Below are 15865 nucleotides of genomic sequence, written 5' to 3' on the forward strand. Positions count from 1 at the left end.
CATATTATTCTAATGCTATGGGTTCAACTCTACAAGATACTGAGGGTACTTTATTTAGTAATGTGAATTCTGGAGATCCGTTATTGTATATTAACGTAACACCAGAACTTAATGAATGGTCTGCCATAGTACTACCAGAAGATTCTACCTATAAAGAATCTACACTTACTTTATCAAAAGCAAAAAAACTTTCTGTTTATTTTCTTTTTGCTGAAAATGCTCCTGATGCTGAAAATATTACTAAATATATAAACGAAGTAAGAGCTTATTTACAAAAGTATAGAGAAAACTTTTCAAATAATATTACCACTGCTTGGTTGTTAGATGTAAATTCAAAACCAACCAATGAAAATGTTATTGCAATTAATTTTTATGTGAACTCTCAGAATGTAATTAAGGTTAGCCAAACTTTTAATTACACTATGGGAAATGGTTTTGCAACATTATCAATTAGAAATAATACAGAAGTATCTTTCATTCCAGAAGGTGCAGCTACACAAATACAATTAAGTTACGATTTAAACAGTCCCAATATATCTTTTAACAGTAAAGAATTTGGAAGTGATACGTTGCTTAATAAAGACATATCTATAGCATTTACTCAATATAATTGTGGTGCATTTAGTTTTCCAATAGGATTTAATTTAGAAAGTGATTTTAAGGCCTTTTATTCAGAAACTTGTTATTACCATACAGAACCAACAGACAAGAGTATTGAAAAATATAGTTATCCTATTTTTAAACCTCAATCTGATGTAGAGTATGCAATGACCCAAGCGGCTATTGATCCTTTAGATATAGGAAATAAAAAAGGGTTAAATACCTATTTTGCGTTTACAGGAAGCATTTTTAATAGTACTTCAGGAAAATCGACACCTTGCTATTTACCTAGCTTTTTTTCAATAAATACAGGGCACTCTATTACTTTATGGCCAAAAGTTAATTTAATTGAAAACACGAATCCGTCTAACAATTTAACTCCATTACCTAATAGTTCCTTGTTACTTATTTCTCCCAGAGATATTAATGAAACAGAGCGATTTTACTTACAACCTGAGGGCGATTTTTTTCTAGACCCAGAATCAGATCAAGTAGATGAAAATGGACAATTTGACTTTCTACCAGGGTTGTCAGGAACAGAAACTATCTCTTTTACACCTTATTCCATTAAAGATGGAACTCCTGTAGGAGATGTATTACGATTTAAAAGTAAACAATCAGCTTACGCTCCAAATTTTCCTGCACAAGAACTTTCACTGGTAAACCCAGGAACCAATAGTCCAACTTTAGAAAATAAATATTTAACAGGATGGTGTAATATTATATCTGATGTAGCTGAGAATGTACAATATGTTTCTCAGCCTGAAGGCGCTTCTTTATTTGCTAAAGATCATGGAGTAAGCCAAGTTATTACGGGTAAATCTAATTTACTAGGCTTTTATGAACCTAGTGTAGATATGCCTCAACAAAATTTTTATGTTCCTATTGTTCCATACTTGGCAGTAGAAGCAGATTCTCAAAAACCAGGAAACGATAATTTAACTAGTTTTGAATCTGAAGTACTTAGTAAAGAACGAAAAACACTTATTGCAGCACAATTAACTACGCAAAGAGCATCAAAAAGTGTAAGCAAAAGAAAAAGACTTTTGAGTAACGTAGATGGTAGTTATACAAGTTCTACAACTCCGCAAGGATTAATAGCAAATGTAAATAATAATGGAGCTTGGAGTTTACTCAACTTAGGACAAAATGATATTCATCAGGGGGCTACACCTGAATATTTGTATCCTGAAAACCAGACACCAACTGACCCAGCCCAGTACCAGATGAGCTTTGTAAATCTATCCACTACATTACAGAGTGCTTTTTTAACCAATCAGCAGTTTTTAGTAGCAACTCAAAACAATCATTTGGGAGCATTATTTTCTAAAAGTGGAGAACAAGGGGGGCAGACTACATCAGAGGCTATATTTAATAACAAAATGTCAATTGAAGATTGGCCATTTGATATTAATGTAGGAACAACAAATACTTATGCTGATTATAATAACGTAGTTATTTTTAAATTTTGTAAAGGGACTTTATTAGATAGAGTTAAAAATCCAAAAACTTGGACTCAACCCAATACTTTCAATACAGAAGGAGTTGAAGATCCAGCCAATGCTTATCAACAGTTAATAGCTATTTCATCATGGATACAGAGTTATATAGAAGATGCTGAAAAAGCTTATCAATATGGTTTAGAACACCCAGAAAGTAATCAGGCAATTCTGTATGAAAAGTTCCATAATATTATAAACAATAAAGATTGGAACGGAATATTGGTGCTCAAAGCTGATATTGATTTACAAGAATTTCCTCAACAATTAAAAGGATTGATCTCTGGTATTGACTTGACTAGATTTAATGCGCATCATTTTGGAATAGAAGTCAATAAAGTAAATGCTGACGGTGAAATTCAAATGCAAAAAAAGAGTTCTCTTTTCGGACTCATTAATTATCTAGACACAGCTTATCAGCAACAATTATTACAAGGGTTAAATACTAATAAGCCTGTACCTCCTTTAGCGGGAGCTACTTACGATTTTAAAGTACTTCAATTACAAGTTCTTTTTGAAAATACAACGATAAAATTTTTCCAGAGTAAGGTACAATTAACAATGAACAATTTATTTTCTGATACCGTCATAGGTACCAATAATAAATATGGTTCTAAAACTTTAAATACAGTAGTGCTTGATGGTACATATCAAGATCATGATGGTACACCAGTATATGTGTTTGAAAATACGGATGATAACTTATTTTATTTTGATAGCAACCTTCTTAAAAATGTAGAAATTACCAAAATTCAGTTTAATACATTAACAACCGATCCAAAAGCAACTTATATAGAATCTAGTTTTGCTATGTGGGGGTATTTAAACTATGCAGTAATGCAAACAACCACTCCTGAAACAAATGAAACTGAAGAAAAAACAATTATCATGGACGCTTTTTCTTTTGGTAATGGTAAAGATACAGACATCATAGATGGTTTAAGTTATAGCAACTTATATATTGATATGGCTTTTGATATCAGTACACCAACAGTAGTAGATTACGCTTTTGATGCTTCAAAAATAGTATTTAACTCAGATCTTAGTACAACTAGACAGCTAAGTTTATACCCTAACTTTGCACTACAAATCAATAACCTTGTTAGTGGAGATAAGGATACCAAACCTTCTAGTTTAGGATATCTTAATTTAAGTTTGCCAGGAATCAATACTACTGGGCTTTCAGAAAATTGGTATGGATTAGAAATGACCTTAAATATGGGAACTCCCGGTGAATTAGCGGCGTCATTAGATTTTAATGCTAGTTTATTGATTGCATGGAGCCCAGGGAATAAAGCTACCGATACTACCTATAACGCATTTGTAGGAATAAAACTTCCAGGAACCAGCAGCAACGCTAAACTTCTTAGTTTACAAGGAGTTTTAAAATTATCTATTGATACTTTAAAATTAGAATATGTAGAAGCTCAACAATCATATTTAATGACATTGAGTAAAATAGCATTGAAGTTTTTAGGAATTCTCAAACTACCACCAGGAGGAAGTACCAATTTTTTACTTTTTGGTAACCCAAACCCAGGAGCTACTGCCAAAAGTTTAGGATGGTATGCAGCATATAACAAAACAAAACCTTAAGCTATGGCAAGAGTACTCTATTGGAATATACAGCAGTTTGGTATTAATAAAATAAATAACCCAAGTAGAAAAAGGCAACGTGGAAGCTCTTTGTCTGGTCAAGCAGCATCTGTAAATAGAAGACAATATATTATGGATACTATTGTCGCCCATCCTCCAGATATTCTGGTAATAGTAGAGACTTCTACTGGAGGAGGAGCTGAAGGAACTCTTGTGACAGCAGGAGGTAGCCAAGGAGCTTTGGATTTATTAAATAGAATTAGAGCTGCACTTGGGGTAAACTGGATGCTAGTACCTCCTCTGATTCTTGGTGTAGGAGGTGTTTCAGAAGGAATATCTGTCTACTATAACAGTGCTAATCTTAATTTTAGCGGTCCGTGGGGTTGGCAAGGTGGAGGAAATTCGTCAGATTCTATAGCTAATATTGGAGCGCCAAATCTAGCGACCTACGCAGCTCCTTGGAACAATTGTTTACCTGCAGTAGCTGTTCCTGGAGGTAATATCAATGCAGGAATAAATTCTAATAGGTTAGCAGGGCAATGGCTTTTTACAGATAATGCAATGCCTCCGAATAGATTACAATTTCCTGGAGTTGGAAATCGACCACCATATTTAACAACATTTTGGGAGGCAGCTAATAATAGAACTATAAAATTATTGTCATATCATGCACCTCCTAATAATGTAGCAGCAGCAAATGGTACAAATCAGCTTTCCAACGTAAGAGAAATAACAAATGATCTAAATGCAGACGAAGTAGGAATTATTGTAGGAGATTTTAATGTTAATATTTTCAATGCTTACTTTGAGCCTATAGCCTATAATAACCTCATTAGTTTTTTACCTGCAGGTGCAGGATATACTAGAGCCATAAATCCAACAGCTAATAACGGATGGCCAGATAAAGGGTATGTTTTTACACATATAAAAACTAGTAATAAAGCAAAACCTTGGTTTACGAATGGATATCCTGGATATGAATACGTTGGAAGTAATCCTAATTTTCAAGGCTATGATAGTATTGACAATATTTTAACTCGATATGGAGCTGCAGCAGGGGGACCCGCAGCAAACATAACCATAATTAATAGGGTTACTGGAAGCCCTTATAATAGGGTGATGCCAACTCCTGGAGGAGCTCCTGCAGGTCATTATGTATATGCTACAAATATGAGTCAAATACCAATTGGAGCACCAAATGCTGGATTACCTGTAGCGTTACCTCTTCCTCCTAATGGTCCGGGAGGAAATGGAGGGATAGCACCTGGAACTATTGGAGGCCTTAGCCAGTTTAAAGGATGGTCAAATTATGGTCATATAAGAAGTACCAGCGATCATCTTCCTTTAATTATAGATATATAACAATATATACACCTCGTATTATGAGTCTTTATAATTTAACAACCACTTTTAGAGATCAGGCAGCTGCTAATAATGGAAATATCACTATTAATGCTGCTACTTTTTCTGCTTCTCAATTAACACCTCCAGAAAACTTAGATGAGTTATTGTCTAAAGGATATCAGTTAGCTGAAGGAACTTTTTTATTGATAGATACGTCAGAAACATCTATTCCAGATCCAGCAGGGAATACATTGACCATAAGTAATGCTAAAGCAAACATTTTAAATGTAGAAAAAACTAATACAGATGTTATTTTAAAGGTTGTTGTTGATGAGAAAGGAGAAGCTCAGTTTACTATACAAATCGCATTAAGTGATTGGACTTTTAAGACTAGTTGGGAATATATGACAGGAGGTGTTTTTGATGGGTTACCTTATACTTCACCATCTTTTATGTTTAGTACAGAACAAAAGGATAATTTTAAATGGCAAAATTCAGACATCCCTTTAGTTGAAGGGCAGAATTTCTCTGCTATGATAACTCTTACAGATTGGTTAGCTGATGTTGTTGATTTTTTAACATCATGGTCGGTAAGTACAAAACTTCCTTTAACAGGGATGTTAGATCCATCAAAAGTAGATAATAAGGAGTATTTATATCCAGATATGAATCTTATTGTACCTATAAATGCTACTCCTGTATCTCTTTTGTTTTTAGAAGTAAGTAACCCTGCTGTAGGTTTCAAGATAGAATCTGTAGAGGATGTTTTAGAAGAAGATTCAGAATCAACAACAGAAATAAGTCAAACACCTTCTTTATTTTTTCAATTACAGTTGCATCTTGGGACAGATATTCAAATGGATTTCACTACTTCAGTTGCTCCAAAATCATCAGCTTTTGATATTGCAATATCGTCAGATCCTCAAAAACCACTTACGCCATTAAATATGTTCTCATTAATGGCTGGTAATAATTGGTTTAGTAATATTCCTCCAACATTGCAACAGTATTTAAATAGTATTGCATTCAAAGGGTTTACAACTTCCTTAAACTTTACTAATGGGGTACAAATAAATAGTGTTTCAGCACAAGTGGGGTCAGTTGGTACATGGAACCTCTTTGATAATTTTTCGGTTGAAGAGTTTGATGTAAATTGGTGGATATTAGGACCAGGAACAATCAATGCTCAGAGTATTTTTTTCACATCAAGAGTAAATTTTTTTCCAACCATATTCAAAGGAGGTTTTGATGTAGAAATTACTTCTGATCTTACTTTATCAGCAGCTTTTGATGGAACCGTTTCAATTAATGATTTATTAGCAGCCATAACAGGCGGTTTTATAAAAATACCAGAAAGTTTGGTAAGTGTAGTATTTACAGGGTTTGGTATTGATATGGATATCAATAGTAAATACTATGCATTTTTTGCATCAGGAGATATTGAAATGAACCTTATTACCAATATATCATTAACTGATGCAGCATTACAACTTACCTCTACTTCTCCAGTAACAGGAACAGGTTCAAATGTATATACAGCTGCTATTAGTGGTCTTTTCTCTATAGGAGATTTAAGATTACAATCAGCAGTAAATTATAATTCTTCAACAGAAGATGGAGGGTGGGATTTAAGTATAAACATGCCTGCAGGTGACAAGTTAAACTTAGGACAATTGATGGACGGTTTGTTTAAAAAAGTGGGCTTTGAGTTGCCTACTAGTTTTTTACCAGCAGATTTGTCAATTACTAGTTTTGATTTAACCGCAGATATTCCAAATGGAGCAGAAAAAGGCTCTTATGAAGTTAAAACGAGTGTGGAGTGGAAGTTTACTTTCCCTATTATTAATCAGAAAATTGATATTGCAGCGGCGTTAGCCTTAAAATATGATGCAACCAAAGCAGCAGGAAAGCAATATTCTGGCGGTGTAATGGGAAGTGTTTTACTTGAATACTTTAATGCTGAAGTTAAAATTGGTTATAATTTTGATGGTGATGACCAATTATTAATGATTGAATGGGAAGGATTTATAGCGAAATATAATGTTGCAGGAGAAAGTAGAACGATCATTTTTGAGATTAAAAATTGGAGTGTAGGATCGTTACTTACCTCATTTATGAAAATGCTATTCGATCCTAACTTTGAATTAGATGCTCCTTGGGATATTCTCAATAAAATAAGTTTAGATGGATTTAAGGTTACTTATAATTTAGATACTAAGGAGGTAGTAGTAGATTATAAATTACCAAAAAGTCTTGATTTAATATTCATAACAATCAATGGTATTAAGCTAACAAAAAATGCACAAGGTGTTCAAATAGCATTTGATGGTAGTTCAGTAGTACCAGCTGTTAACGACAGTAATGTCTTTAATAAAGAAAAAGGACAAGATGTAAAAAATATGCCAGAGGTTCCTGGACAAGGAACGCAATATTTTGAGCTACGTTTATTAGCTATGGGGCAACATGTTGAGCTAAATAATGCAGCTCAATACCAATCAATAAAAGAAGTTACAGATGCTATGGAAAAAGCATTTGAAACTCCAGAAAAAGGCAAAGTACCTATTGGTCCTGGTTCAGGAAACTCGTTACTTTCATTTAATGAAAACTCCAATTGGTTAATAGGTACCGATTTTGGAATCCTTAATGTTGGTACCAAAGAAAAACCAGTTTGGACATTAGAAATGCAAGCCGTATTCAATGACCCTAACTTATATGGTTTACGAATTGCCATGGCAGGTGATAAAGCTAAAATTTTTGCAGGCTTAGATTTTGAGATTATGTATAAAAAAATCTCAGATGGAGTAGGAGTATACCAAATAGCACTTACACTACCAGACGCCTTGAGATATTTGCAGTTCGGAGCAGTTAATATTACACTTCCTTCTATTGCATTAGCCATTTATACTAATGGTGATTTTATGGTAGATATAGGATTTCCGTATAAACTTGACTTTTCAAGATCTTTTACCTTACAGGCTATTGTACCACCAGGAATTCCAGCAATGGGATCAGGAGGTTTTTACTTCGGAAAACTGAGCAGTGCTACTACCAAAAAAGTACCACAAACTAATTATGGTAATTTTAATCCAGTAATTGTTTTTGGAATAGGTTTACAGGTAGGTGTTGGTTATAGTATTAATTACGGAGTATTAAAAGCTGGATTTAGCATTACAATTTTTGGTATTTTAGAAGGGGTAATTGCTACATATCATCCATATCAAGGAACTCTTCAAGAGAATAATAAGACAGAAGTCGAAACTTCTTATTACTATTGGTTACAAGGAACTCTTGGGTTAATTGGTAAATTATATGGTTCTTTAGATTTTGGAATTATTTCGGCATCTGTAAATATAACAGTAAAAGTATATGCACAAGCAACTTTAGAAGCTTATAACAAAATGCCTCTGGCTATTGTAGCTTCAGTAGATGTACAAGTTTCAGCAAAAATAAACTTAGGGTTATTCTCTATTAAAATTAACTTTAGCTTCAAGGCAGAAATACGAACAGATCTTACCATTGGTACAGATCAAACAAGTATGGCTCCATGGAACAGACAACTTTCAGATTCTGTTGATGACAGAGCTTTGGTATATGCAGCAAAATCAAGCCAATTATCGGAGTTACCGATCAAAGACATGCATTACAGCTCTAAATTAATGGTAAGTACAGAAGAGAAGTCACCTACACTAAATATCTATTTTATTCCACATTTAACTGTTGCTGGATCAGAAAGTGGGGATTTAAAGAGTCAAACAGCTCAGTATGTCACTTCACTTTGGATTGATGCTCCTGATGCAGAAAACCCAGATAGTACAGTTACTTCATCGTTTGAATATTTAAGTCAAGACTTTTTTAGATGGTTAATACAAAACTATGCAGATGAAACAGCTACAGAAAGTACGAGAGCTACAGCAAACGAATTAGCAGTTTCTGAAGCCGATTTACAGCTATTACTAGCTTTGTTATCAAATGAAGATACTCCATTACCAATTCCTACAGATAAACTATTATCATTCCTTGAAGATACATTTGAGGCAGTGAACATTCAAAACGTTACAGAAAGTTCAAAACCTGAAACAGCAGCCGTATTCCCAATGTTTTTCGATTTAGAGTTATCTGTTCCAGATGCAGGAGTTGATATTGATTTTAGCACATATAATATGGCAACAGATGCGTATTTATCTGAAGTTAAAAAGTGGTTTAATGAATTAGCTGTAAAAGTATCTGAAGAAAACACGAATGCAGCCCTGAAAAAAAGCACCTCAGTAGAACATTCTTTATCAACATTTGTATTTGAAGACTATTTTGTACTTATAGGAAAACAACTTATAGGATACGCAGAAGATGCATTAAAAAATTACACATATCCATTATCTAAGGGTAACAGTCTAAATGCCATGGCAAACTGGGCTAATAGTATAAGCACTTCTGATGGAACAACTAATGCTGTTGAGGTAAGTAACCTTTCTAAGGCCAATCAATCTCATCCTTTAAATGGTGGAATTGACATTCAAATTACTGGAGTAATGTACACTATTCTTGATGGCGACAATTTTATTTCTATCGGAGCTAAATACGCCTTAGAAACAGCATTACTGATTACACAAAATGCAGCCATTCCAGGATTATTACAAGTTCAAGAAATTACGTATGATGCCAAGACTTATACGGTAAAAGCGACTGATACTATTAACGAGGTAGCTACAGGATTGCAAACTACCGTAGCAGATTTAGCGAATGATTCAAGCTTTCAGAAAAATACACTTTTAACTACGGAAGCAAACTTGATTATTGCAGCTGCAAATTATACAGCAAAAAGCGAAGATACCTTTACTAGTATAGCTAGTGCCACATTTAATAATATTTCAGTAGCTGATTTATTATTACAAAACCAATCTGTTCCAGGATTATTTATATCAGGTAATTCATTTGTTTATGATAGTATTACCTATGAAATTGTACCTGGAGATACTCTAATAGGGATTGCAAAAAAACTAAATACCCCTACTAATACAGTAACAGTAAATGATCTTGCTAATGATGCAGAAGTTCAATCATTGCAAGTACAACCATTAGGGGTATTATTAATTCAACCTTTTGTTCACACAACTGCTACTTTTAGTAATCCAGATGATGCAGAAACTTTAGGTAAAATAGCTCAAAAATATAACACAACCTCTGAGGTTTTAGGAACAAATTATCATAACCAACAAATCAATAATTTATTTTATGATTCAGATAATTACAGTACAACAAACATACCAGAATTAAGATGCTTAGATGTACAAAGTATATTAGATTATTTCAAAGCAAAACAATCATATACACAATTATCAGGTATGGTATCGAGATACCAACTTCATGGAATGAGGTTGCCAACTACCTTACCAGGTTTAACACTCGATGCAAACTCTCCATGTACAGGTGATGATTGTGCATTATATCGATTAACTGGACAGCAATTTGAAATACCAAGTGACGTTAAAGAAGGGTTTACGATTAATTTAATCAACACTACATTAAGTTGGTTGCAATTTAACGGAGAAGTTCCTTCAGGAGATCCTAAAAAAGCGACACTACCAATACAGTTAACCCCAGAAGACATATCACAAATAGCTACTGTGGTTACTTATGCTCAGCAAACAGGTATTGAGCCAAATATTTTAAAACTGGCAGCTATGAAGCCTTATAACTTAATTCCTGTTCAATATACATTTCAAACAGTTACCCAATGGAGTACCTCAGGAGAGGTAACCCTTCCTTATGGTAGTTTGGGAGGACAAACTGAAATATCTCCACTAATTTGGAATTTCCCATCAGGTCTTTTACAACAGATAGCCATACCTAAAAGAGCTGGTTCAGCTATGGATATTCAAATAGGAACATATAATGCCACAACTGGAGCAATGGATTATAAAAACTCTGAGTATTATGGATGGTCTACACTTTTAGAAATAGACATTAAAAAGCAGGCTGACGATACTGCTCCGGGTACAAGTGCATTTACTTATGAGTTAATAGGAGCGAATGAATCAGGAACACAGGTTTTAGAAAGATTATTAAGAGTTTTAGACCCTAATTCTTCTTCTAATAATCAAGGAGTAATTGAAGATATACAATGGTTGTATGAAGGAAGTGATGGATTACTTTCTGTTGGAAATCTAAATATGAAAACATTTATAGTTCAATCTAATTTATCAACAGAAACAAATCCAGTACAATTAAAATCATTACAAAAAAGTCTTGAAATAGAAGAAGCTGAAAAACCTAATGGAGTTTTAAATTCATTATACGATTTTGTAAAACTGTTATGGGAGTGTAGTATTACAAGATCTGGAGGATACTATTTATTATACAACGAAATTGAAGGAAATACTGGTTTCCCTGATACTATTTTTGATAGTTCAGGAAATGGAACAATATCATTATTGGTTACTTATAGCAATTCATATAATAATATTCTTAAAGATTTTATGAACTGTGCTATAACGGGAGACAAAATTGATACATCATCTTCTATCGTTTATGCAGAATCTAAAGCCCAAAAAGATTTAAGCTATACAACTACTTCAGCAAATGAAACGCTACAAAGCATTTCATCTCAATACAATATATTAATTAGCGAGCTCGCTAACCTTAATGAAACAGATGTGAAACTTAATACCTCAGCAAAACCAATTGTATTGGACGGATTGCAATATGAGGTTGGTCTTTCATCAGATACACCGTCTAATAACTTAACAGCCATAGCAGAATATTTTAATGTAAATCCAGATGATGTTAAGAGCCTTAATCCAAGTATTGACAATTGGGATAGTTTACCTGTGTGGCAATTGGTAGAAATACCTACAGTTACTTATAAAATAACAACAGGAGAAGGTACACCAGGTAATACGATGCAGAGCATTGCTAATTATTATTTTATTGATGTTGATACATTATCTTTTATAATTAAAGATGCAGCTGTTTTTAATGTCAATACAACATTTGCTATAGTTGATCAGGTAGTTCATAAAGTATCATCAATACAACAAGGTACAGCAGGTTTTGAGTTAAGTAGAACAAATCCGGGAACTCCTCCAGATAATCCAAGTGATGCTGGATATGCAGAAACCTATTTGAATAACTTATACAATTTATTAAGCTACCAAGTAGTTGCTAACAGATATTTTAACAAAAGTATTGTAGGCTTACCTTCGGGTCCAGCGAATGATAAAGACCAAAATGAAGAGAATACTAATTCGCCTTGGACTTATAATCAAGTAATGCCTATTGCACAGTATGCGGTTGATAACCCTAATAATTCTTACCCGGTAGGATTCCCTCAAAAAGAAGACAATCCATATAGAGGTATAGGTAACACATTACAAATACATTTTGATTGGGTTGATTATTACGGTAATGAAACGGTAACACCGTTTAGTAATCCAGAGTTGAATACAAAATCACCTCTTAATAATCCACCAGTGCAAGTAGGATACCTTGATGAATTAAAAGGGTTCTCGCAATGGCCAAGTTTGTTTATCACTTATGATGTAACCTTAGAAAATGATACAGACCGAGAATTGTTATTAAATTTCTCTTTTGATGTTACACGATACCTAAATACAGATGGTAAACCTTGCGTATCTGACCCTAATAATCCAGATGCACCAGAGTATCAAAAAAATGCATTACACGATTTAGCTGTATATACCAACATATACTATCAAATTAATCAATTTAATCCTTATGTAGAAGATCAAAATACGGTTACACTTTCATTAAGCACTTCATTGCTGCCAGGAATTGAAACAGATGTAGACTTAGCACCAATCAATAATTTTGTAAAAGAAATTTACGCTTATTTATATGCTATTGCTTACTGTCAATCGGTTCCTACAGCTCCAACAATGAGTTCAATAAAACAACCAGTTGCAATAGAAAATTTGGAAACAGCTTCTATTTTTGAGTTAACAGTGGCATTACGTATGGAAAGAGATCTTTCTTTTGTTAACAACGATTTTAAAGATAGCCCATCGGTTACTTCAACCAATACAGTTGTTCAGCCAAATACTTATGTTCCTAATCTTGAACAAGAAAATAGTACAGGTGAGAAAGTTCAAAATCATTCATTAACAAAATTTGCGGTCAATTTTGAAAAAACATTCTATCAAGAAAATGAATACGTACTTAAAATAGCTACAGGTATAGATAAAGAGTTGGTTGGAAGTCAGAAAAATGAAGCTATTTACATTGTAAGAATGGGACTAAAACCAGGCAATGGTATTTATTGGAATGTTGAGCCAGCAGGTTCTTATGAACTTACAAACGATTCAATTTCTAAACTATCAAATCTAGGAGTTCCTAGTTCTGTAGTAGATAAGATTACTCCGTTAGTAGGAACTATATATATGAGTAAAGCTAGTTTTGATGAAGCGTTACAAGGAGTTCTTACCCAAGAAGAGTTTACCACATATAAGATACAGATCTATATTTATAGTTTATTAAATGCATCTTTTTATGCGCCTTTACCAATTTCCACTAGCTTAGTATCTAAAAAGGATGTTCCAATATGTTCTTATGTAACAGGTAAAGGGCTAGATTGTGAAAAAGGTACAGTAAAGAACTTTACGGATGTAGATATGGATATTTGGGGAAAACAATGTTTAGATGCAATTGACCTTTTCTTAAGTTCAGAATATGCAGTGCCAGCATTTTTGGTAGATGAATTAAAATCTGAAGAAGAAAAAGAGTTTTTAAAATCTTTAAATAGTGATGCTACATCTTACCTTGAAGCCATAACCAAAGCTAAATCATTACTGGCAGAAACTATTTCAACTAAGGTAGAGCCAATTCTTACAGCACCAGAAGTAAATGAAACAAGAAAATTAAATGCTCAAGAAAAGTTTAAACAACAACTACTTATTCAGTTAGGAAATACTTATTCTGTTAATGCAGTGGTACAAATGGAAGTTACTGCCGAATCAGGAATAGCAAGAGAAGGTCAAAATCAGATAGCTCCTCGTTTATATGGTACTCCAAGTATTGTTAGTAGTACAGAAGGAGATAGTAAACTGTATTCAATTTCTAATGCCAAAATACAGTTAGATTACGAAGATGGAGAAAAAACATCTGATATATCTTTTATCTTTTCTACTAAAAACACAAAAGAGTTTACGACAGTGCCTCTAGGAATGGATTATCAAATTACTCATGTTGAATTTGATATTACAGATGTGCCAGATGTAAAAGGATATCAAGCATCAAAATGGTTAACATTTATAGTGCCTGTTAATTTAGCTGAAACAGTAGGACCTGATTTCGATAAATCTCCATTACAGCAGTCTTTAGGTACTGTAGATATTCCTATAGTTCTTCGTAATTATCCAAAACCACCAACGCTAACAACTCAAGAAGGTAAAGCAGTGTCAGTAGTAGGTGATACAACGAAAGAAGTTCTAGAGAAAGCTTCAGAATGGAATTTCACGTACACTTATTCTGAAGATCAAGCAGCACAAGACCAAATTTATTCTGATGTTAGGTTTAATACTTTTGATAGTCAGGATAATAACCTACAAGCTAAACGTGGTAGTACACGTAATCTATTCAACGATATGGCTCAAATGGTAAACGTATGGTCATCAGTATTAAATGATATGACTAAATATTTAACCCTAATATCTCCTACATCTGATGAGACTGATCCAAATCTTGACAAAGCATTTTATGCAATGCAAGCTATGGTGCAGTTAACTAATAATTTATCATTAGCTTGGGATGAACATAATAAAAAAGCAATGCTTTATAAAGCTTCTCAAGTGGGGGATACAGAAACTACAAGTGCTTATAATTTTATCATACAACAAAAAGAAGATCCACATTTTACTACTACTTGTGATTGCCAAGGAGGTGAAGAGTGTAAGCGTTTGGTAGTAAGTATAGTGCTTCCTCAAGATATGTCTGAAATAGACAAGCAGTTGTTTATGAATGAATTTAAGCTGGCGGAGATTCCTAGTGCTCCATTAATTAACATAAATAATTATACAAGAGTACAAGCAACGGATGAATCTGGAGCACCAATTGAAAATTCGTATTGGTACGTAAAAGACCCTAAAGCCAAAGTAAAGGAGTATTTAGGATATCCTTGCTCTTTTGAAATACCAAATAGAACTGTTGAGGTAAACGGGTTAAATGTATTGCAGTTCCAAAATACATGGGCAGGAATTGCAGTAATTAGAAATGAAGGATTGGTGGAAGACAACCCTACAAATCCTAAGTTCATTTACAGAACTCCTTTAATTAGATTTTCTAATAAACTAATACCGTTGTTAAGTAATAATACTAAAATTAATATAGCTAAAATCTTAGATGAGAATGGAAGCAGTATGTCTTTGTCAGAACATTTGGCAACATTCTTTAAAACATTTTTTACGTACGATCAATTACATCAACAAACAATTAAGATAACAGGCTATTGGAATTACTATTTACAAGAAACAGCTAAAAGTGATTTACCACCGGTTCAATTACCAGTGTTATTATACACACCTTTTTCTTTTAAAATTCCAGAAGACTATACAATACCGACTGAGGGATGTTCAGAAGAAATTACTTTTGATACACCTTTTGTATGTCAGTTAGCAAAAGCATTAGAAAAGTGGTATGAAGATAAAAAACCAACAACAACAGAAGCCTATTTTTCATTTGATTTGTCGGTATTCTCTGAAGTAACCGAAACTCAGTTACCATTAATACAATTATCAAATTTAGTACTACCTTATAAGTACATAAAAAACTTATAAGAAAAGTGTTTTAAAAGATGTAGATAAAAGAAAAGCGGACGA

At 33.4% G+C, this 15865-nt stretch carries 3 protein-coding genes; all 3 read left to right on the forward strand.

Going from position 1 to position 15865, the window contains the following annotated elements:
• The first annotated feature begins 17 nt into the window (after positions 1 to 17).
• Genes AC3VJB_RS01250 through AC3VJB_RS01260 form a run of 3 tightly spaced genes read left to right on the forward strand, consistent with a single transcriptional unit; the run spans position 18 to position 15823 of the window.
• A complete protein-coding gene (locus AC3VJB_RS01250) occupies positions 18 to 3695 on the forward strand; it encodes a hypothetical protein (protein ID WP_497666641.1) in 3678 nt (1225 codons plus the stop codon).
• A gap of 3 nt (positions 3696 to 3698) precedes the next feature.
• The gene (locus AC3VJB_RS01255) at positions 3699 to 5057 is read left to right on the forward strand and encodes an endonuclease/exonuclease/phosphatase family protein (RefSeq protein WP_159495378.1); all 1359 of its coding nucleotides are present in this window, start codon (positions 3699 to 3701) and stop codon (positions 5055 to 5057) included.
• A 20-nt stretch (positions 5058 to 5077) separates the two neighbouring features.
• Positions 5078 to 15823: a LysM peptidoglycan-binding domain-containing protein gene (locus AC3VJB_RS01260; RefSeq protein ID WP_497666642.1), complete on the forward strand. Its 10746-nt coding sequence runs from the start codon at positions 5078 to 5080 to the stop codon at positions 15821 to 15823.
• The last annotated feature ends 42 nt before the right edge of the window (positions 15824 to 15865 follow it).

It is taken from the genome of Tenacibaculum sp. TB-53 (genome assembly GCF_059716285.2).

Excerpts from the sequence above, each read along its gene's own strand:
- AC3VJB_RS01250 (WP_497666641.1), top strand. The coding sequence starts at position 18 with ATGGGTTCAACTCTACAAGATACTGAGGGTACTTTATTTAGTAATGTG.
- AC3VJB_RS01255 (WP_159495378.1), top strand. The coding sequence starts at position 3,699 with ATGGCAAGAGTACTCTATTGGAATATACAGCAGTTTGGTATTAATAAA.
- AC3VJB_RS01260 (WP_497666642.1), top strand. The coding sequence starts at position 5,078 with ATGAGTCTTTATAATTTAACAACCACTTTTAGAGATCAGGCAGCTGCT.